The organism is Burkholderia sp. LAS2, assembly GCF_018417615.1.
GTDB classification, from domain to species: Bacteria; Pseudomonadota; Gammaproteobacteria; order Burkholderiales; family Burkholderiaceae; genus Burkholderia; species Burkholderia sola.
Window position 1 is genome coordinate 2,659,783 of record NZ_CP071052.1, and the last position, 20,316, is coordinate 2,680,098.

Sequence of the window (20,316 nt, forward strand, 5' to 3'; positions counted from 1 at the left end):
GTTTATGCGCACCAAATTAACCGTCAAGAATCCGAAGCCGGCGTCGCCGACCCGCGCCCCTGTCCGCTCCGGCAGCCTCGTCGCCCGCAAGGCGGTGCGCCCCGCCGCGCCGCCCGCGGGGGATAAACCGGCCCGCCCGAAAAAGGCGCCTGCGGCCGCCGCTAGCGGCGAGCGCTCGTTCAAGCCGCGCGGCGCCGCCGGCGCAGAACGCGCGGGCGCGGATCGCGCGCCGGCCAAGCGTGCGCCGCGTGACGGCGGCGCCGAACGCGGCACGCGCGCGCCGTATCGCGACAATGCAGCCGGCGAAGGTGCGAAACGCAGTTTCGGCGACCGCCGTCCGTCGTCGGATCGGCCGCCGCGCCGTAGCGATGACGATGCGCGGCCGCGTCGCGCAGGCGCCGACGACAAGCGTCCGTCCTATCGCGACAACGCAGCTGGCGAAGGCGCAAAACGCAGCTTCGGCGACCGCCGTACGTCGTCCGATCGTCCGCCGCGCCGTGATGACGATGCACGTCCGCGTCGCGCAGGCACCGACGACAAGCGCCCGTCCTATCGCGACAACGCTGCTGGCGCGGGCGCGAAGCGCAGCTTCGGCGATCGTCGCACGTCGTCGGATCGGCCGCCGCGCCGTAGCGATGACGATGCGCGGTCGCGTCGCGCAGGTGCCGACGACAAGCGTCCGTCCTATCGCGACAACGCATCCGGCGAAGGCGCAAAACGCAGCTTCGGCGACCGCCGTACGTCGTCCGATCGTCCGCCGCGCCGTGATGACGATGCACGTCCGCGCCGCACAGGCGCCGACGACAAGCGCCCGTCCTATCGCGACAACGCATCCGGCGAAGGCACAAAACGCGGCTTCGGCGACCGCCGCACGTCATCCGATCGCCCTGCCCGCCGCAACGACGACGATGCACGTCCGCGTCGCGCAGCAGGTGGCGACGAAGGCAAACGCCCGTCCTACCGCGACAAGCCCGCCGGCGAAGGCGCGAAGCGCAGCTTCGGCGACCGCCCGGCCCGCCCCGCGCGCGACGGCGAGCGCCGTTCGTTCGGCGCGGTGAAGACCGCGCAACCCGTCAAGCGCGCGGCAGCCGACGTCGACTACGGCGACGAAACCGGCCTGATGCGCCTGTCGAAGCGGATGTCCGAGCTCGGGATGTGCTCGCGCCGCGAAGCCGACGAATGGATCGAAAAGGGCTGGGTGCTCGTCGACGGCGAACGCATCGACACGCTCGGCACCAAGGTGCGCGCCGATCAGAAGATCGAGATCGACGAACGGGCGAGCGCCGCGCAGGCCGCGCAGGTGACGATCCTGCTGCACAAGCCGGTCGGCTATGTGTCGGGTCAGGCGGAAGACGGCTACGAGCCGGCGGCCGTGCTGATCACGCGCGCGAACCGCTGGAGCGGCGATCATTCGCCGGTACGGTTCTCGCCGCAGCACCTGCATGCGCTCGCACCGGCCGGCCGTCTCGACATCGACTCCACCGGCCTGCTTGTGCTCACGCAGAACGGCGTGATCGCGAAGCAGCTGATCGGCGAACAATCGGACATCGACAAGGAATACCTGGTGCGCGTGCGCTTCGGCGAACGACTGATCGACATCGACCAGCACTTCCCGGCGGAATCGCTCGCGAAGCTGCGCCACGGCCTCGAGCTCGACGGCGTGCCGCTCAAGCCCGCGCTGGTGAGCTGGCAGAACGGCGAACAGTTGCGCTTCGTGCTGCGCGAAGGCAAGAAGCGGCAGATCCGCCGCATGTGCGAACTGGTCGGCCTCGACGTGATCGGCCTGAAGCGCGTGCGGATGGGCCGCGTGATGCTCGGCGCGCTGCCGCAGGGCCAATGGCGCTACCTGTCCGCCGACGAGACGTTCTGACCGCAAGCGCATCCAGTGCGCGATGCAATGGAAAAGCCCGCTTCAAGCGGGCTTTTTCTTTTCTGTGCGAGCGCGACCGATCAATCGTCGTCGGCCGGGTCGAGCCCCGGGAACAGCACCTCGGTGAAACCGAAGCGCGTGAAGTCGGTGATCCGCATCGGATACAGCTTGCCGATCAGGTGATCGTACTCATGCTGGACCACGCGCGCATGGAACCCTTCGGCGATACGATCGATCTTCTGGCCGAACTGGTCGAAGCCGCTGTAGCGCACCTTCGCGTAGCGGCTGACGACGCCGCGCATGCCCGGCACCGACAGGCAGCCTTCCCAGCCCTCTTCCATGTCCGGCGGCAAGTACTCGACCTTCGGGTTGATCAGCACGGTCTCCGGCACCGGCGGCGCATCCGGGTAGCGGTTGTTGTTGCCGAAGCCGAAGATGATGATCTGCAGCCCGATGCCGATCTGCGGCGCGGCGAGCCCCGCGCCGTTCGCGTGATGCATCGTCTCGAACATGTCCGCGACGATCTCGTGCAGCTCGGGTGTATCGAACCGCTCGACCGGCTGGGCGATTTCGAGCAGGCGCGGATCGCCCATCTTCAGGATCTCGCGAATCATGGCGTATTGCCCTCCAGGAGTTGGTGCAGACCATCTTCGTCCAGCACGGGGATACCGAGTTCCTCGGCCTTCGCGAGCTTGCTGCCGGCTTCGGCGCCCGCGACCACGTAATCCGTCTTCTTCGATACCGAACCGGCCACCTTGGCGCCCGCCGCTTCGAGCATCTCCTTCGCCGCATCGCGCGTGAGATTCGGCAGCGTGCCCGTCAGCACGACCGTCTTGCCGGCCAGCACGCCCTGCGGCGCCTTCGGCGCGGGCGGCCCTTCCGGCCACGTGACCTTGCCGGGCGCGCGCAACTGCTCGATCACCGTGCGGTTGTGCTCTTCCGCGAAGAACTGGTGAATCGACTCGGCGACGATCGGCCCGACGTCGTTCACTTCGAGCAGTTCCTCGATCGACGCGTCCATGATCGGCGTCAGCGAGCCGAAATGCTTCGCGAGATCCTTCGCGGTCGATTCGCCGACATGACGGATGCCGAGCCCGTAGATGAAGCGCGCGAGCGTCGTATGCTTCGCCTTCTCGAGCGAATCGAGCAGATTCTGCGCGGACTTCTCCGCGAACCGGTCGAGCTCGGCCAGCGTCGCGAAACCGAGATTGAACAGGTCGGCCGGCGTACGCACGAGATTCAGCTCGACGAGCTGGTCGATGATCTTCTCGCCGAGGCCGTCGATGTCGAGCGCGCGGCGCTGCGCGAAATGCCACAGCGCCTGCTTGCGCTGCGCCGGGCAGAACAGCCCGCCCGTGCAGCGCGCGATCGCCTCGTCCGGCAGGCGCTCGATCTTCGAGCCGCACACCGGGCATTCGGTCGGCATCACGAATTCGGCCGCGTCCGCCGGGCGCCGGTCGAGCAGCGCGCCGACGACTTCCGGAATCACGTCGCCCGCGCGGCGCACGATCACGGTGTCGCCGATCCGGATGTCCTTGCGGCGCACTTCGTCCTCGTTGTGCAGCGTCGCATTGGTCACGGTCGCGCCGCCGACGAACACCGGCTCGAGACGCGCGACCGGCGTGATCGCGCCGGTGCGGCCGACCTGCACGTCGATCGCGACGAGCTTCGTCAGCGCTTCCTGCGCGGGGAACTTGTGCGCGAGCGCGAAGCGCGGCGCACGCGACACGAAGCCGAGCCGCTCCTGCTCGTCGCGCCGGTTGACCTTGTAGACGACGCCATCGATGTCGTACGGCAGCGACTCGCGCTTCTCGCCGACCTTGCGGAAGAAGTCGAGCAAGCCTTCGGCGCCGTGCACGACCGCACGCTCGCGGTTCACCGGCAGGCCGAACGCCTCGTACCAGTCGAGCAGCGCGCTGTGCGTGTCGGGCATCGGCATCCCGTCGAGCACGCCGATCCCGTACGCGAAGAACGACAGCGGCCGCTGCGCGGTGATCTTCGAGTCGAGCTGGCGCAGGCTGCCGGCCGCCGCGTTGCGCGGGTTCGCGAATTCGCGCTGCTCGGCCGCGCGCTGGCGTTCGTTCAGGCGTGCGAAATCGCGCTTGAACATCAGCACCTCGCCGCGCACGTCGAGCACGGCCGGCACGTGCTTGCCCTTCAGCTTCAGCGGAATCGAGCGGATCGTGCGCACGTTCTCGGTCACGTCCTCGCCCGTCGTCCCGTCGCCGCGCGTCGCGGCCTGCACGAACACGCCTTGCTCGTAGCGCAGCGAAATCGCGAGGCCGTCGAACTTCAGTTCGCACGCGTATTCGACGGGGTCCGTCACCGAGCCGGCGAGATCGGTCGTCTTCGCGAGCGCGTCGGCGACGCGCTTGTCGAACGCGACGATGTCCTCGTCGGCGAAGCCGTTGTTCAGCGACAGCATCGGCGCATCGTGGACGACGGGCGTGAAGCCGCCGGCCGCTTCGCCGCCGACGCGCTGCGTCGGCGAATCGGGCGTCACGAGTTCGGGATGGTCGGTTTCGAGCTGCTGCAGCTCACGGAACAGCCGGTCGTATTCGGCGTCGGGCAGATCCGGCTGGTCGAGCACGTAATAGGCGTGGTTCGCCCGCTCGAGTTGGTCGCGCAGCCATGCGGCGCGCGCGTCGGGCTGGCTGGCTGGCGGTTCGGCTTGGGTTCGGGCCATGCTGGCGGCAGAGTCGTTCTGAAAAAAATCGGATGCCCGATTATCTCAGTTTGACGCCGCGGCGGGGCACGCAATGCGGGCCCGATGACGTGCTGCAGCGCACACCGGGCGGTGTGCGCCGCGGCGACGGACGACGGCACCCACGCGCGCCGTCCGCGCGATCGCGTTACTGGCTGAACAGGCGGCGCGTGACTGGCGAACCGGCCGGGATGCCGGCTTCCTCGAGCTTCGCGTACAGCTTCATCAGCTGCTGCTCGATCGCGAGCAGCGTCGACTCCGGCAGCGGCCGGTGCGAATCGTCGACGACGCGTGCGCCGATCCGCTCGGACAGCGACTTCGCGTAATCGCACATCAGCCGGAACGGCAGGATGTCCTCTTCGGCCACCGGCACGTCGAGCACCAGCGTGATCATGTTGCCGCCCTTGTACGTCAGGTCGTCGCGCAGGAAGTTCGTATCGCCGAACTGCAGCATGAACACCGGATTCTGCTTCGCGTCGAGCTTCACGAAGCGCGTGCCGTCGCGCGACAGCAGCAGCCCGTCCTGCGACGCGACCGCCTGCACGTAGTTCGCGGACCACGGCGCGCCGTCCGACATCACGTTGATCGACAGTTGCGCGTCGCACTGCGCGGCAAACGCGTCGAGCTCGCGCGCCATCGCGACCGTTTCCATCATGTCGGGGAATTCCGGCGCGCCGTCGATCGCGTCGGCGAACTGCTGGACGCCCGTCACGAACTCGGAGAATTCGAGCTCGTTCAGCGCGCCGCTGCGGTTCGCGAGCTGCGCGGCCGCGCGCAGCTCATCGTAGCGCACGCCGTTCTGCAACAGCTCCCACTGGCCGCCTTCCGGCTTGCCTTCGATGTGCACTGGCTTGCTGCCCGCGCGGCGCAGCCGCTGCGCGACCGGTAGGATCTTGTCGCCCGGCAGCGGCCCGGTGAGGCGGATCGGCACGATGCAGTCGATCCGGCGATCGACGATCGCCGGCGGCGCCGACGAGACCGTCGTCGCGGCCGGCATCACCGGTTCGGTTGGGCCGGCCGGTTCGGCCGCCGCTTCGTGCGCGGCGGCGGGCACGGCTGCTTCGCCGACAGCCGGTTCGCTCGATTCGGACGACGTATCGGCCCCCGTCGCCTCGGCCTGCAGGTCGGCCGGCGTATCGGCCGGCGCCGCGCCGCCGGCGGCCCCGCCGAACGTCGGCTCGACACGCGCCGCTTCGGTCGCAGCAGCAGCGGCCGCGACAGGTGCCGCAGGCTCGCGGCGCACCGGCTGACGCACCGGTTCGATGAACGGCAACTCTTCGTCACGCTCGGGGCGGTTCATCGCCTCGGCTGCTTCCTCCGGCATCGGGCGCGGCATCCTGCGCCGCACTTTCGCGCCCTGCCATGCGTTGTAGACCACGACGCCGCCTACCACGACGGCGCCCGCGCCGATCAAACCGAGTGTCAACTCGTCCATGCACGCTCCATCAGCAATTCTTTTTCGTCGGGACCGCGAACGGGCGCCCATGCGCCGCGCGAACGCGGTCCGGTTTCGTCAAACGTCAATTCTGGGCAAAACCCGCGGCGGTTTCCATGTCCACCGCGACGATCCGCGACACGCCCTGCTCCTGCATCGTCACGCCGATCAGCTGCTGCGCCATTTCCATCGCGATCTTGTTGTGCGAGATGAACAGGAACTGCGTCTTGTCGGACATCGCGCGGACCAGATTCGCGAAACGCTCGGTGTTCGCGTCGTCCAGCGGCGCGTCGACCTCGTCGAGCAGACAGAACGGCGCCGGGTTCAGCTGGAACATCGCGAACACCAGCGCGGTCGCGGTCAGCGCTTTCTCGCCGCCCGACAGCAGGTGAATCGTCGCGTTCTTCTTGCCGGGCGGCTGCGCCATCACCTGCACGCCGGCGTCGAGAATCTCGTCGCCCGTCATGATCAGCTTCGCCTGGCCGCCGCCGAACAGGCGCGGGAACAGATCGCTGAAATGACGATTGACCTCGTCGAAGGTGCCCTGCAGCAGCGTGCGGGTTTCCTGGTCGATCTTGTGGATCGCGTCCTCGAGCGTCGTGATCGCGTCGATCAGGTCGGCCGATTGCGCGTCGAGGAACACCTTGCGCTCGCTCGCGGCCTTCAGCTCGTCGAGCGCGGCCATGTTCACGGGGCCGAGCGCGTTGATCGCGTTGTTCAGGCGCGTGACTTCGCCCTGCAGGTACGACGGCTTGAGATCCGGCGTCAGCTTCGCGGCCAGCGCGACCTCGTCGACCTCGGCGGTCGCGAGCTGCTCGGCGAACTGCTCGACGGACAGGCGCGCGGCCTGCTCCTTCAGCTGCAGCTCGGTGATGCGGTCGCGCAGCGGCTGCAGCGAACGTTCGGCCACGAGCCGCTGCTCGTCCGACGCACGCAGCTTTGCGGTGAGATCGTCGAGCTCGATCCGCGCGGCCTGCAGCGCTTCTTCCTTCACCGCGCGAATCTCGAGCGCGTCCTGCAGGCCCGTGTGCGCGGTCTGCTCGTTGATCGTCTCGAGTTCGGCGCGCGCGTCTTCGAGCGACGCGGCGACGCGCTCGCTCTGCTCGTGCGCGACCTGGATCGTGCGCTTGAGCTCGTCGATCCGCGTCACCGCGTTGCGTGCGGCGAAGCGCGCATCGTTCGCGCCGCGCTCCAGGTCGCGCGCTTCCTGACGCGCCTGCGTCAGCGATTCGTCGAGCGACTCGAACGCGAGCTGGTTGTCCTCGAAGCGCGCCTGCAGTTCCGCGAGCTCGCCGTCGAAGCGCTCGAAATTCGCTTCCGACTCCGCGCGCAAGGCACGCTGCTCCTCGATCTGCGCGCCGATTTCCTCGAGTTCCTCGCGGATCTGCGTGCTGCGCTGCGTATAGCGTTCGTGCGCCTGCGCGAGCTTCAGCACATCCATCTGCAGCGCATGCACGCGCTGCGTCGCGCGTTCGGCCTGCGCGCGCACGTCGCCGAGCGCCTGCGTGGCCTGCGTGTGCGCGGCTTCCGCCCGCACAGCGGCCGTGCGCGCCTCGTCGGCGAGCAGCGCCTGCGCGCGCACCTGGCGCGTCAGGTTTTCGATTTCCTGCTGACGGGCCAGCATCCCGGCCTGCTCCGAATCGGCCGCGTACAGCTGCACGCCGACCCGCGTGACGATATGGCCGGCCTTGACGACGAACGCGCCACCCGCCGGCAGTTGCGCGCGCGTCGCGAGCGCCTGCGCGACGTCGTCGGCCACGTACACGTTGCCGAGCCAGTCGTTCAGCACCGCGCGGATGCCCGCGTCGTCGATGCGCACCAGCGACAGCACCGGACTCAGCCCGGCCACGGCAGCGGGCGGTTCGCCGGCCGCGGGCGGCGCGTAGAACGCGAGCTTCGCGGGCGGCGCATCGGTCGCGAATGCCTTCACCCAGTCGAGATTCGACACTTCGAGCGCGGCAAGGCGCTCACGCAGCACGGCCTCGAGCGCCGCTTCCCAGCCGGCCTCGACGTGCAGCTTCTTCCACAGACGCGGCAACGCGCCGAGCTCGTGCTTGTCGAGCCACGGCTGGATCTTGCCTTCGGTCTGCACGTTGTCCTGCAGCTGTTTCAGCGCGGCGAGGCGCGCTTCGAGCTGGTGGATCTGCGCGGCTTCGGCCTGCACGCGCTCCTGCGCGGCGCGGCGTTCGCCGTCGAGACGCGGCACCGTTTCCTGCGCGTCGGCAAGACGCGCCTGCGCTTCCGCGAGAATCTCTTCCTGCTCGGCCAACTGCATGCGCAGTTCTTCGAGCTGCGTCTCGTCCGGCGCGTCGAGCCCGCCCGCTTCGCTCTTCAGGCGCTCGTTGCGCTGCTGAAGCTGCTGGAGCTGCTGGTCGGCGTTGCGCTGGTGCGCGGCTTCGAGCTTCAGCGACTGCTCGGTCTGCGCGATCCGCGCGCGCTCATCGTTGAGCTGCGCCTGCGCGTCGCGCCACTTCGCTTCGAGCGCCGGCAGCGCATCGTGCTTCGCGGCCGCGTTGTCTTCGGCGAGCGCGGCCTTCTCGTCGGCCATCGCGCGCGCCTCTTCGGCTTCCTCGAGCTCGTCCTGCGACTTCTCGGCCTGCGCGCGCCACTGCTCGCGCTGCGCGTTCAGCGCGGCGATCTGCGCCTGCACGCGATTGCGCGATTCGACGATGAACTTGATCTCGGCTTCGAGGCGGCTCACCTCGGCGTTCGCCTCGTAGAGCGCGCCCTGCGCGCCCTGCATCGCGTCGCTCGCCGAGTAGTGCGCGACGCGCAGCGTCTCGAGCTGCGCCTCGACTTCGCGCAGCTTCGCCGTCTGCGCCTCGAGGTCGATCTGCGCCTGTTCGATCGCACGCTGCTGCTTCTGCTGCTCGCCCGCGGCCTCGTTCTTGCGCAGCAGCCACAGCAGGCGCTGCTTCTCCTCGCCGTCGGCGACGAGTTCCTTGTACTTGGTCGCGACCACCGCCTGCGCCTCGAGCTTTTCGAGGTTCGCGCCGAGTTCGCGGACGATGTCCTCGACGCGCGTCAGGTTCTCGCGCGTGTCGTGCAGGCGGTTCTCGGTTTCGCGACGGCGTTCCTTGTACTTCGACACGCCGGCGGCTTCCTCGAGGAACACGCGCAGCTCTTCCGGCTTCGCCTCGATGATCCGCGCGATCATGCCCTGCCCGATGATCGCGTACGCACGCGGCCCGAGGCCGGTGCCGAGGAAGATGTCCTGGATGTCGCGGCGGCGCGCCGGCAGGTTGTTGATGTAGTAGCTCGACGTGCCGTCGCGCGTCAGCACGCGCTTCACGGCGATTTCGCCGTACTGGCCCCACTGCCCGGCCGCGCGGCCGTCGGAGTTGTCGAAGATCAGTTCGACGCTGGCCCGGCTGCCGGGCTTGCGGGCGGTCGAACCGTTGAAGATCACGTCCTGCATCGATTCGCCGCGCAGCTCGGACGCGCGCGACTCGCCGAGCACCCAGCGCACGGCATCGATGATGTTGGACTTGCCGCATCCGTTCGGGCCGACCACGCCGACAAGCTGGCCCGGAACCTGGAAATGCGTGGGATCGACGAAGGATTTGAAGCCAGCGAGTTTGATCGAGCTCAGACGCACGGCGGTATCGGATGTGAAGAAGGTGTGAAACGGACGGGGCCGCACGGCGCGGGGCCGGAGAGCCCCTGCGCGCCACACGCCCCGGAATTCAAAAACGGGGCCGCGCGCATCCAGCGTTGGGCCCCGCAAACGGCTTCCATCATACCATCGCGCGTGAGCCGTCCCGCCCGTCGCCGGGTTTGTCCGGTGCCGGCGCGGCGCGATGGACCCGGCTCGACAGCAGCGTCGCCAGCACGATGCACGCGCCGCCCGCCCACTCGCGCGCGCTCGGCAGCTCGTTCGCGAACACCCACGCGGACAGCGCGGTGATCACGATCTCGAACAGCATGATGATCGACGCGCGGTTCGCCGGCACGCGCGCGAGGCCGTACTGGACCAGCAGGTTGTTCGACGCCATCGTCACGCCGATCGCGGCGATGATCAGCGCGGCCACGCCCAGCTGGCCGCTCGCCGGCGCGGCCGGCAGCCCTTCGAACAGCGACGCGATCGCGCCGAACACGGCCGCGCCGCCGAACAGCGTCGCGGTGCGCATCTCCGCGCGCATGTCGGGCAGCTCGCGGCTCGCCTTGATCACCAGCACGTTGCTCATCGCGAAGCTGAGCCCGGCCGCGAGGCCGGCCCATTCGGCCGGGTTGGCCGGCAGCGGCAAGCCGAGCGCCGGCGACCACAGCATCAGCATCGCGCCGCCGATCGACAGCGCCGCGAGCCCGGCGCCGGCCCAGGTCAGCCGTTCGCGCAGCAGGAAATGCGCGTAGATCGCGGTCCAGGCCGGCGTCAGGTAGAACAGCAGCATCACGCGCAGCACCTCGCCGTGGATCGTGCCCCAGACGAACCCGAGATTCGTCACGCCGGCCGTCACCGCGATGCCCGGCAGCACCCAGTGCCAGCGCAGCGTCGCGATCGTGCGGTGCCGCGCGACGATCACGAACAGGAACGCAACGAGGCTCGTCAGCGCGCTGGCCAGCGTGCCCGTCACGCCGAGCGACGCGAGGATCCGCAGCGGATACCAGATCAGGCCCCATACCGACGCGCCAATCAGGATGGCCAGCGTCGGCAGGCTGCCGCGTACCGCGTTGTTCATTTGGTTCGATACCCTTTATTCGACCGCCCCGGCCGCCGTTCCGGCAGGCCGTGACCGCATTCCGTCACGCTATAATCGTCCGTTGCGAACCGCGCGCCCCGGCGCCCGTTCGCAGCCGCGCGGCGCGCCCGCCGCTTCTTTCGCTCCAACCGGCCGCGATGGCCGCTTCGCCCGTGAACCCTCGACTCGACTCGCTCCAGCCCTATCCCTTCGAAAAGCTGCGCGCCCTGTTCAAGGACGTGACGCCCGGTGCCGGTACGCCTTCCGGCAACCTGAAACCGATCAGCTTCGGCATCGGCGAGCCCAAACACGCGACGCCGGCGCTGATCCGCGACGCCGTGGTGGCCGCGCTCGACGGCCTCGCGTCGTACCCGGCCACCGCCGGCTCGGATGCGCTGCGCACGTCGATCGCGCGCTGGCTCGAACGCCGCTACGGACTGCCGGCGATCGATGCGGCCACGCAGGTGCTGCCGGTGTCGGGTTCGCGCGAGGCGCTGTTCTCGCTCGCGCAGACCGTGATCGACGCGCGGCCGCGCGCGGACGGCAAGAAGGCGATCGTACTCTGTCCGAATCCCTTCTATCAAATTTACGAAGGCGCGGCGCTGCTGGCCGGTGCCGAACCCTATTTCGCGAACAGCGACCCGGCCCGCAACTTCGCGTGCGACTACGCGGCCGTGCCCGAGGAAGTGTGGGCGCGCACGCAGCTGCTGTACGTGTGCTCGCCGGGCAACCCGACCGGCGCCGTGCTGACGCTCGACGACTGGCGCGAGCTGTTCGCGCTGTCCGACCGCCACGGCTTCGTGATCGCGTCCGACGAGTGCTATTCGGAAATCTATTTCGACGAAGCGGCGCCGCCCCTCGGCGGTCTTGAAGCCGCGCACCGCCTCGGCCGCGGCTTCGAACGACTCGTGATGCTGTCGAGCCTGTCGAAGCGCTCGAACGTGCCGGGCATGCGCTCGGGCTTCGTCGCCGGCGACGCCGCGCTGCTCAAGAAATTCCTGCTGTACCGCACGTATCACGGCGCCGCGCTGTCGCCGGTCTGGCAGCACGCGAGCATCGCCGCGTGGAACGACGAGGCGCACGTGCGCGAGAACCGCGCGCTGTACGTGCAGAAGTTCAATACGGTCACGCCGATGCTCGCCGACGTGATCGACGTGAAGCTGCCCGACGCGGCGTTCTACCTGTGGGCCAACGTGTCGCGCACCGGGCTGTCGGACACCGAGTTCGCCCGCCGCCTGTACGCCGACTATAATGTGACGGTTCTGCCCGGCTCGTACCTGGCGCGTGACGCGCACGGCACGAATCCGGGCCGCGATTTCATCCGGATCGCGCTCGTCGCGGGCACCCCCGAATGCGTCGAGGGCGCGCAACGCATCGTCGATTTCTGCCGCGCTCTCGCGCGGTAAGACGTCCATCCCGATCAATTCCATCCATCTCCTGCGAAAACGAACATGTCGCAACAACTTCAGCAAATCATCGACACCGCCTGGGAAAACCGCGCCGAGCTGTCGCCGAAGGCCGCGCCCGCCGACGTCCGCGAGGCCGTCGCTCACGCGATCGAGCAACTCGACAAGGGTGCGCTGCGCGTCGCCGAGAAAATCGACGGCCACTGGACGGTCCACCAGTGGCTGAAGAAGGCCGTGCTGCTGTCGTTCCGCCTGGAGGACAACGCGCCGATGCCGGCCGGCGGCTACTCGCAGTTCTACGACAAGGTGCCGTCGAAGTTCGCGAACTACACGGCCGAAGACTTCGCCGCGGGCGGCTTCCGCGTCGTGCCGCCGGCCATCGCGCGCCGCGGCTCGTTCATCGCGAAGAACGTCGTGCTGATGCCGTCGTACACCAACATCGGCGCGTACGTCGACGAAGGCACGATGGTCGACACGTGGGCGACGGTCGGTTCGTGCGCGCAGATCGGCAAGAACGTGCACCTGTCGGGCGGCGTCGGCATCGGCGGCGTGCTCGAGCCGCTGCAGGCGAACCCGGTCATCATCGAAGACAACTGCTTCATTGGCGCGCGCTCGGAAGTCGTCGAAGGCGTGATCGTCGAGGAGAACTCGGTGATCTCGATGGGCGTGTACCTCGGCCAGAGCACCAAGATCTACGACCGCGAGACGGGCGAAGTCAGCTACGGCCGCATCCCGGCCGGCTCGGTCGTCGTCGCCGGCAACCTGCCGTCGAAGGACGGCTCGCACAGCCTGTACTGCGCGGTGATCGTCAAGAAGGTCGACGCGAAGACGCGTGCGAAGGTCGGCCTGAACGAGCTGCTGCGAGGCGACTGATGGCGAAGCCGCACACCGTGGTCGTCTACGGCATTCCGAACTGCGACACCGTGAAGAAGGCCCGCGTGTGGCTCGACGATCACGGCGTCGAGTTCGAGTTCCACGATTTCAAGAAGCTCGGCGTCAGCGCGCCGCTGATCGAAGACTGGCTGAAGGACGTGTCGCTCGACGCGCTCGTGAACAAGCGCGGCACCACGTGGCGCGGCCTGGACGACGGGATGAAGGCGGCCGCCGAAACGAAGACCGGCGCGGTCGCGCTGATGATCCACAAGCCATCGGTCATCAAGCGTCCCGTGCTCGTCGTCAACGGCCGCGTGAAATCGCTCGGGTTCGTGGCCGATCAATACGCGGCGCTGTTTGCCGCATAAGGCCGCCCGCGCCGCGCCTGCGGGCGTAGGGCCTGTTCACGCTAATAACGGGCTTGCGCTGGCCCGACGCCCTGTCGCTGCCGGCCGCCGCGCCGGCATTTTTTATCGAAAGTGGTCCGAACCATGTCCGCCACCCTAGCCCTTACCGAACAGCTGATCGCCCGCGCGTCCGTGACGCCCGACGACCAGCACTGCCAGCAGATCATGACCGAGCGCCTCGCCGCGCTCGGCTTCGAATGCGAGACCATCGCGTCGCACGGCGTGACCAACCTGTGGGCTGTCAAGCGCGGCACCGGCGGCCGCGACGGCAAGCTGCTCGCGTTCGCGGGCCACACCGACGTCGTGCCGACCGGCCCGCTCGAACAGTGGACGTCGCCGCCGTTCATTCCCGCCCATCGCGACGGCAAGCTGTACGGCCGCGGCGCGGCCGACATGAAGACGTCGCTCGCGGCGTTCGTCGTCGCGTCCGAGGAATTCGTCGCGGCCCATCCCGACCACCGCGGCGCGATCGCGTTCCTGATCACGAGCGACGAGGAAGGCCCGGCCACCGACGGCACCGTGAAGGTCGTCGAACTGCTGCAGGCACGCGGCGAGAGGCTCGACTACTGCATCGTCGGCGAGCCGACGTCGAGCGCCGAGCTCGGCGACGTCGTCAAGAACGGCCGCCGCGGGTCGATGTCCGGCGAACTGGTCGTCAAGGGCGTGCAGGGCCACATCGCGTATCCGCACCTCGCGAAGAACCCGATCCACCTGCTCGCGCCGGCGCTCGCCGAGCTCGCCGCCGAGCAATGGGACGAAGGCAACGAATACTTCCCGCCGACCACCTGGCAGGTGTCGAACCTGCACGCCGGCACCGGTGCGACCAACGTGATCCCCGGCCACGCCGACCTGATGTTCAACTTCCGCTTCTCGACCGCGAGCACCGTCGAAGGCCTGCAGGCCCGCGTGCATGCGATCCTCGACAAGCATGGCCTCGAATACACGCTGAAGTGGTCGGTGAGCGGCCTGCCGTTCCTCACGCCGCGCGGCGAACTGTCGGGCGCGCTGGAAAACGCAATTCGCACCGAGACCGGCATCACGACCGAGCTATCGACGACGGGCGGCACGTCGGACGGCCGCTTCATCGCGCGTATCTGCCCGCAGGTGATCGAATTCGGCCCGCCGAACGGCAGCATCCACAAGATCGACGAGCACATCGAAGTGCGCTTCGTCGACCCGCTGAAGAACGTGTACCGACGCGTGCTCGAACAACTGATCGCCTGACGGAGCCTCGCATGACGACACCTTTTGCCACAGTTCGCGACCTGCTGCGCTACGCGGTCACGCGCTTCTCGAAAGCAAAGCTCGCGTTCGGCCACGGTTCCGACAACGCGTACGACGAAGCGGCCTACCTCGTGCTGCATACGCTCGACCTGCCGCTCGACACGCTCGAGCCGTTCCTCGACGCGCGCCTCTTGCCCGACGAAATCGCGGCCGTGCTCGCGGTGATCGAACGACGTGCGGCCGACCGCGTGCCGGCCGCGTACCTCACGCATGAAGCGTGGATGCATGGCCACCGTTTCTACGTCGACGAACGCGTGATCGTGCCGCGCTCGTTCATCGGCGAATTGCTCGACGACGGACTGCAGCCATATGTCGCCGATCCCGAGCAGGTCGGCGCGGTGCTCGAACTGTGCACCGGCTCCGGCTGCCTCGCGATCCTCGCGGCGAGCGCGTTCCCGAACGCCGAGATCGACGCGGTCGACCTGTCGGACAAGGCGCTCGAAGTCGCGGAAATCAACGTGCGCGACTACGGCCTCGAAGACCGCATCGGGCTGCACCGCGGCGACCTTTACGCCCCGCTGCCCGCGTTCCGAACCGATCCCGACTCGCGCTACGACGTGATCCTGACGAACCCGCCGTACGTGAACGCCGCGTCGATGGCCGCGCTGCCGCCCGAATACCGGCACGAGCCGGAGATGGCGCTCGCCGGCGGCGACGACGGGATGGACATCGTGCGACGCATCGTCGCCGACGCGCACCGCTGGCTGCATGACGACGGCGTGCTCGTCGTCGAGATCGGCAACGAGCGCGAGCACGTCGAAGCGGCGTTCGGCGGCCTCGAGCTCACGTGGCTGCCCACCAGCGCGGGCGACGACGCCGTGTTCCTGATCCAGGCGTCGGACCTGCCCCGCAAGGGCTGAGCGTTCCGCCGGGCCCGCCGTGCGGCGCACCATTGCGCCGCACGGTTGGGTAAGATGCGCGTAGGCGGCCGCCCGGCCGCACGACTTCGGGAGTCCCCTCGGGCGTCCCGCGGGAGTCCTTCAAGCGCCCATGACCCTCGACTGGCTACATCTCGGCACCCTGATCCTGACCATCCACGTGCTCGGGATCGTCGCGGCATGCCATGCAATCATGAACACGCGCACGTCGCAAGGCGCGATCGCGTGGGCCGTCTCGCTCACGGCCATGCCGTACCTGACGCTCGTTCCCTACCTGTTCCTCGGCCGCAGCAAATTCTCCGGCTACGTCGACGCCCGGCGCCACGAACTCGAAATGTTGCGCACGCACACACCGCGTTCGCCGTGGCGCGCGACCGACGCAACCGACGGGCCGGCCGCCGACGCGCTGGGGCAGGCTGCCGTGCTCGCGCTCACGCGGCTCGGCGGCATGCCGTTCCTCGGCGGCAATTCGGTGCGCACGCTCGTCAACGGCGACGCGACGTTCTCGGCCATCCTGTCGGCGATCGACGCCGCGCGCGACTACGTGCTCGTCCAGTTCTTCATCGTGCGCGACGATGCGCTCGGCCGGATGCTGCGCGACTCGCTGCTCGCGCGCGTGGCCGCCGGCGTACGCTGCTGCGTGCTGTACGACAGCATCGGCTGCTTCGACCTGCCGCACAGCTACGTCGACGCATTGCGCCGCGGCGGCGTCGAGGTCCATCCGTTCGCGACCAACCGGAAATTCGTCAACCGCTTCCAGTTGAACTTCCGCAACCATCGCAAGATCGTCGTCGTCGACGGCAATTGCGCGTTCGTCGGCGGCCACAACGTCGGCGTCGAATATCTCGGCGCGAATCCGCGCCTGTCGCCGTGGCGCGACACCCACATCGAGATACGCGGCCCCGTGGTGGCGAGCATCCAGTACGTGTTCGCCGAAGACTGGCACTGGGCGACGCAGAAGCTGCCGCCGATCGCGCTGCCGCCGCCCGCGCAGCCCGGCGACGGCATGCATTGCCTCGCGGTGCCGATGGGGCCCGCCGACAAGCAGGAAACCGGCTCGCTGTTCTTCGCCGAATCGATCAATGCCGCCCGCGAGCGGGTGTGGATCACCACGCCGTACCTCGTTCCCGACGAAGCCGTGGTGTCCGCGCTGAAGCTCGCCGTGATGCGCGGCGTCGACGTGCGCATCCTGATCCCGAGCCGGCGCGATCACTACGTCGTGTTCGAGGCGTCGAAGCTTTACGCGCGCGACCTCGTCGATGCGGGCGTGAAAGTGTTCCGCTACCGGCCCGGTTTCCTGCACCAGAAGGTCGTGCTGATCGACCGCATCGCGGCAGCAATCGGCAGCGCGAATCTCGACAACCGTTCGTTCCGCCTCAATTTCGAGGTCATGGTGCTGACCGTCGACCCGGCCTTCGCCGACGAGGTCGAAACGATGCTCGACGCCGACTTCGCTCAGGCGTACGAGGTCGACGCGGACGAATACCGGCAGTCGCCCGCCTGGCGGCGCATCGCGATGCACGTCGCGCGGCTGTTCGCACCGATCCTGTAACGGCCGCGACGACCGCCGCCCCCGCACGATCCGCACCGGCGCCGCGCACGCGGCGCTGCGCCGTCACAGCAGCTTGTCGATGTCCGCGGCGATTTCGTCGGGCTTGGTGGACGGCGCGTAGCGCTTGACGATGCGCCCTTCGCGATCGATCAGGAATTTCGTGAAATTCCACTTGATCGCCTTGAGGCCGAGAATGCCGGGCGCCTCGTCGGTCAGGTAGCGATACAGCGGATGCGCGTGGTCGCCCTTCACGTCGATCTTCGCGAACATCGGGAACGTGACGCCGTAGTTGCGTTCGCAGAACGCACCGATCTGCTCGGCGTCGCCCGGCTCCTGCTTGCCGAACTGGTTGCACGGGAAGCCGAGTACGAAGAAGCCGCGCGCCGCGTACTGGTCGTACAGCTTCTGCAGCCCCGCGTATTGCGGCGTGAAACCGCACTCGCTCGCGGTATTGACGATCAGCAGCACCTTGCCGCGATACGCGTCGAGCGACACCGGCGCACCGGCCAGCGTCTCCGCGTTGAACGAATACAGGGTGGACATCGGGCACTCCTTTTACGAAACCGGATCGACGTGGAGTCTAGGCGAAATCGCGCCGTTGCGGCATCCGCCGAACGGCCGATGCCCGGCGCAACCGGCGCGCGGTCTAGAATAGCGGTTTTGGCCAGTCATTTCCGCCGTGATCCGTTTCAATCAGTTCAGCCTTGCGCGCGGCACCAAGCCGCTGTTCGAGTCGACCTCGTTCGTGCTCAATCCCGGCGAGAAAGCCGGCCTGATCGGCGCGAACGGCGCCGGCAAGTCGACGCTGTTTTCCGTCCTGCGCGGCGAGCTGCATTCCGACGGAGGCGATTTCTCGATGCCGCCGTCGTGGCGGATCGCCCACGTGTCGCAGGAAACGCCCGCGGTCGATCGTTCCGCGCTCGACTACACGCTCGACGGCGATACCGCGCTGCGCGAGATCGAGGCCCGCATCGCCGCCGCGTCGGCCGCGCATGACGGCGCCGCCGAAGGCGACGCGCACGCGGCGTTCGCCGACGCCGACGGCTACACCGCGCCGGCCCGCGCCGAAGCGCTGCTGCTCGGCCTCGGCTTCACGCTCGCGCAAACGCGCGAATCCGTCGCGAGCTTCTCCGGCGGCTGGCGCATGCGCCTGAACCTCGCGCAGGCGCTGATGTGCCGCTCCGACCTGCTGCTGCTCGACGAACCGACGAACCACCTCGACCTCGACGCGATCGTGTGGCTCGAAGACTGGCTGCACCGCTACCCCGGCACGCTCGTCGTGATTTCGCACGACCGCGAATTCCTCGATTCGATCTGCAACGTCACGCTGCATCTGGAAAACCGCCAGGTGAAGCGCTACGGCGGCAACTACTCGCAGTTCGAAGTGCTGCGCGCGCAACAGCTGGCGCTGCAGCAAAGCGCGTACGAAAAGCAGCAGAAGACGATCGAGCACCTGCAGAGCTTCGTCGACCGCTTCAAGGCCAAGGCGACCAAGGCCAAGCAGGCGCAAAGTCGGATGAAGGCGCTCGAGAAGATGGAGCTGATCGCGCCCGCGCACATCGCGTCGCCGTTCACGTTCGAATTCCGCACGCCCGATGCCGCGCCGAACCCGATGATGGTGATGGAAGACGTCCGCTGCGGCTACCATGCCGACGACGGAACGGATATCCCGATCGTCGAGCGCGTCGCGCTGTCGATCCAGAACGGCCAGCGCATCGGCCTGCTCGGCGCGAACGGCCAGGGCAAGTCGACGCTGATCAAGACGCTGGCCGGCACGCTCGCGCCGCTGTCCGGGCAGGTCCGCGACGGCAAGGGGCTGACGATCGGTTATTTCGCGCAGCACCAACTCGAAACGCTGCGCGAAGACGATTCGCCGCTCGCGCATCTGGCGCGGCTCGCGCCCGACACGCGCGAGCAGGAATTGCGCGACTTCCTCGGCGGCTTCAATTTCTCGGGCGACATGGCGACCAGCCCGGTCGGGCCGTTCTCGGGCGGCGAAAAAGCGCGCCTCGCGCTGGCGCTGATCATCTGGCAGAAGCCGAACCTGCTGCTGCTCGACGAACCGACGAACCACCTCGACCTCGAAACGCGCCACGCGCTGACGATGGCGCTCGCGCAGTTCGAAGGCACGCTGATCCTCGTGTCGCACGATCGTCACCTGCTGCGCGCGACGACCGACCAGTTCATGCTGGTCGCGAAGCATCGGCTGCAGCCGTTCGACGGCGACCTCGACGACTACCGCGACTGGCTGCTGCAGCATGCGGCCGAGCAACGCGCGGCCGCGAAGGCCGACAGCGCGGCCGCCGCAGGCGCCGATCCGGGCGTCAACCGCAAGGACCAGAAGCGCCAGGCGGCCGAGGAACGCCAGCGGCTGTCGCAGCTGAAGAAACCGCTGCAGAACCGCATCACGAAGCTCGAAAAGGAAATGGAAGCACTGCACGCGGAGAAGGCGCGCCTCGACGCGTTCGTCGCCGATCCGGCGAGCTACGAGGCCGCGCGCAAGACGGAACTGACCGACGCGATCCGCACGCTCGGTGAAGTCACGACCCGGCTCGAGACGGTCGAGGCCGACTGGCTCGCCGTGCAGGAAGAACTCGAGCAGATCGGCTGAACGCGGCCATCGGCGCCGGCAGGCGACGAGCGTGTCGGCGGCGGCATAGCGCGGCGGGGCGCCGGGGCGTCGACACCCCATGAATCCGCCGGGCCGCGCCCCGGGCCGGCCCGGAAACGACAAGGCCGGGCGCCCTGGCCCGGCCTCGTTGTCATTGCTGCGTTCGACGCGGTTGCGTCGGCTGGCGCCCGTATGCCCGCCGCACCATCCGCTCAGCGGCGCGGCAGCGTATCGCGCGGCATCTGCTCGTCGTCGTCCATCAGGTACCGGCGCCCTTCGGTTGGCCGGCGGATCGCCGCGGCGACTTCCGCTTCGGTCACATCCTCGGACACGACCTTGCGCGCCAGACGCCCTTCTTCGTCGATCCACTCGACGATCCGGCATCCGCCGCCCCACGGCTGGCGAATCGGCTCCGACACGCGGCAGCCGCGCAGGTTGTAAAGGCGTCCGCCAGGCGCTTCCCCATAGGATTTCAACATAGGTTCCCTTCGCATTGCGCGGTTCGACAATCCGGCAAAGGATAGGGAAAAGCGATGTCCGGCGGGTTACAGCAGCCTACATATTCTTTACAGCGAATTACGCGACAGATCGCCCGGCGACGCACGAGCCGTGCGCGC

General features: G+C 68.3%; 15 protein-coding genes. 8 read left to right on the top strand and 7 right to left on the bottom strand.

The annotated features are described in order from the left end of the window. The first annotated feature begins 4 nt into the window (after positions 1-4). The gene (locus tag JYG37_RS12280) at positions 5-1,870 is read left to right on the top strand and encodes a pseudouridine synthase (RefSeq protein WP_213345439.1); all 1,866 of its coding nucleotides are present in this window, start codon (positions 5-7) and stop codon (positions 1,868-1,870) included. An 80-nt stretch (positions 1,871-1,950) separates the two neighbouring features. Here JYG37_RS12280 and def read toward each other — a convergent pair whose 3' ends face one another. The 5 genes from def to JYG37_RS12305 all read right to left on the bottom strand — a co-directional run bounded on the left by def (position 1,951) and on the right by JYG37_RS12305 (position 10,688). Next, complete coding sequence (gene def / locus JYG37_RS12285) at positions 1,951-2,484, bottom strand: peptide deformylase (RefSeq protein WP_050012904.1); 534 nt, start codon at positions 2,482-2,484, stop codon at positions 1,951-1,953. Further along, positions 2,481-4,556: an NAD-dependent DNA ligase LigA gene (ligA, locus tag JYG37_RS12290; protein WP_124554707.1), complete on the bottom strand. Its 2,076-nt coding sequence runs from the start codon at positions 4,554-4,556 to the stop codon at positions 2,481-2,483. Before ligA ends, def begins: the two co-directional genes overlap by 4 nt. Positions 4,557-4,722: 166 nt before the next feature. Continuing rightward, on the bottom strand, positions 4,723-6,009 hold the full coding sequence (locus JYG37_RS12295) for a cell division protein ZipA C-terminal FtsZ-binding domain-containing protein (RefSeq protein WP_213345440.1): 1,287 nt from the start codon (positions 6,007-6,009) through the stop codon (positions 4,723-4,725). 85 nt (positions 6,010-6,094) lie between these two features. Further along, the gene (gene smc / locus JYG37_RS12300) at positions 6,095-9,607 is read right to left on the bottom strand and encodes a chromosome segregation protein SMC (RefSeq protein WP_089488569.1); all 3,513 of its coding nucleotides are present in this window, start codon (positions 9,605-9,607) and stop codon (positions 6,095-6,097) included. Between the two features lie 139 nt (positions 9,608-9,746). Continuing rightward, the gene (locus JYG37_RS12305; RefSeq protein WP_124630809.1) at positions 9,747-10,688 is read right to left on the bottom strand and encodes a DMT family transporter; all 942 of its coding nucleotides are present in this window, start codon (positions 10,686-10,688) and stop codon (positions 9,747-9,749) included. 158 nt (positions 10,689-10,846) lie between these two features. Here JYG37_RS12305 and dapC point away from each other — a divergent pair, with 158 nt between their 5' ends. From dapC to cls, 6 genes are all read left to right on the top strand, one after another. Continuing rightward, entirely contained in the window at positions 10,847-12,094 is a 1,248-nt protein-coding gene (gene dapC, locus JYG37_RS12310; protein WP_213346099.1) for a succinyldiaminopimelate transaminase, read from the top strand. A gap of 45 nt (positions 12,095-12,139) precedes the next feature. Next, positions 12,140-12,967: a 2,3,4,5-tetrahydropyridine-2,6-dicarboxylate N-succinyltransferase gene (dapD, locus tag JYG37_RS12315; RefSeq protein ID WP_050012910.1), complete on the top strand. Its 828-nt coding sequence runs from the start codon at positions 12,140-12,142 to the stop codon at positions 12,965-12,967. Then, positions 12,967-13,335, top strand: coding sequence for an ArsC family reductase (locus JYG37_RS12320; RefSeq protein WP_050012911.1), 369 nt, complete (start codon positions 12,967-12,969; stop codon positions 13,333-13,335). The genes dapD and JYG37_RS12320 overlap by 1 nt, the downstream gene beginning before the upstream one ends. A 123-nt stretch (positions 13,336-13,458) precedes the next feature. Then, positions 13,459-14,598: a succinyl-diaminopimelate desuccinylase gene (gene dapE / locus JYG37_RS12325; RefSeq protein WP_050012912.1), complete on the top strand. Its 1,140-nt coding sequence runs from the start codon at positions 13,459-13,461 to the stop codon at positions 14,596-14,598. Between the two features lie 11 nt (positions 14,599-14,609). Continuing rightward, positions 14,610-15,518, top strand: coding sequence for a 50S ribosomal protein L3 N(5)-glutamine methyltransferase (gene prmB, locus JYG37_RS12330; RefSeq protein WP_050012913.1), 909 nt, complete (start codon positions 14,610-14,612; stop codon positions 15,516-15,518). A gap of 130 nt (positions 15,519-15,648) precedes the next feature. Next, positions 15,649-17,088, top strand: coding sequence for a cardiolipin synthase (gene cls, locus JYG37_RS12335; protein WP_089488570.1), 1,440 nt, complete (start codon positions 15,649-15,651; stop codon positions 17,086-17,088). A 63-nt stretch (positions 17,089-17,151) separates the two neighbouring features. Here the strand turns inward: cls and JYG37_RS12340 are convergent, their stop codons facing one another. Further along, a complete protein-coding gene (locus tag JYG37_RS12340) occupies positions 17,152-17,631 on the bottom strand; it encodes a glutathione peroxidase (protein ID WP_050012915.1) in 480 nt (159 codons plus the stop codon). 136 nt (positions 17,632-17,767) lie between these two features. On the opposite strand from JYG37_RS12340, the gene JYG37_RS12345 reads away from it, so the two are divergent. Continuing rightward, positions 17,768-19,699 (top strand): ATP-binding cassette domain-containing protein, encoded by a 1,932-nt coding sequence (locus tag JYG37_RS12345; RefSeq protein ID WP_124593998.1) that lies wholly within the window; start codon positions 17,768-17,770, stop codon positions 19,697-19,699. A 212-nt stretch (positions 19,700-19,911) separates the two neighbouring features. Here the strand turns inward: JYG37_RS12345 and JYG37_RS12350 are convergent, their stop codons facing one another. Beyond that, complete coding sequence (locus tag JYG37_RS12350) at positions 19,912-20,178, bottom strand: DUF2866 domain-containing protein (protein ID WP_050012917.1); 267 nt, start codon at positions 20,176-20,178, stop codon at positions 19,912-19,914. Between the last annotated feature and the right edge of the window lie 138 nt (positions 20,179-20,316).

Excerpts from the sequence above, each read along its gene's own strand:
- prmB (WP_050012913.1), top strand. The coding sequence starts at position 14,610 with ATGACGACACCTTTTGCCACAGTTCGCGACCTGCTGCGCTACGCGGTC.
- cls (WP_089488570.1), top strand. The coding sequence starts at position 15,649 with ATGACCCTCGACTGGCTACATCTCGGCACCCTGATCCTGACCATCCAC.
- dapC (WP_213346099.1), top strand. The coding sequence starts at position 10,847 with ATGGCCGCTTCGCCCGTGAACCCTCGACTCGACTCGCTCCAGCCCTAT.
- JYG37_RS12295 (WP_213345440.1), bottom strand. The coding sequence starts at position 6,009 with ATGGACGAGTTGACACTCGGTTTGATCGGCGCGGGCGCCGTCGTGGTA.
- JYG37_RS12350 (WP_050012917.1), bottom strand. The coding sequence starts at position 20,178 with ATGTTGAAATCCTATGGGGAAGCGCCTGGCGGACGCCTTTACAACCTG.
- JYG37_RS12320 (WP_050012911.1), top strand. The coding sequence starts at position 12,967 with ATGGCGAAGCCGCACACCGTGGTCGTCTACGGCATTCCGAACTGCGAC.
- JYG37_RS12340 (WP_050012915.1), bottom strand. The coding sequence starts at position 17,631 with ATGTCCACCCTGTATTCGTTCAACGCGGAGACGCTGGCCGGTGCGCCG.
- JYG37_RS12305 (WP_124630809.1), bottom strand. The coding sequence starts at position 10,688 with ATGAACAACGCGGTACGCGGCAGCCTGCCGACGCTGGCCATCCTGATT.
- def (WP_050012904.1), bottom strand. The coding sequence starts at position 2,484 with ATGATTCGCGAGATCCTGAAGATGGGCGATCCGCGCCTGCTCGAAATC.
- ligA (WP_124554707.1), bottom strand. The coding sequence starts at position 4,556 with ATGGCCCGAACCCAAGCCGAACCGCCAGCCAGCCAGCCCGACGCGCGC.
- dapE (WP_050012912.1), top strand. The coding sequence starts at position 13,459 with ATGTCCGCCACCCTAGCCCTTACCGAACAGCTGATCGCCCGCGCGTCC.
- dapD (WP_050012910.1), top strand. The coding sequence starts at position 12,140 with ATGTCGCAACAACTTCAGCAAATCATCGACACCGCCTGGGAAAACCGC.
- JYG37_RS12280 (WP_213345439.1), top strand. The coding sequence starts at position 5 with ATGCGCACCAAATTAACCGTCAAGAATCCGAAGCCGGCGTCGCCGACC.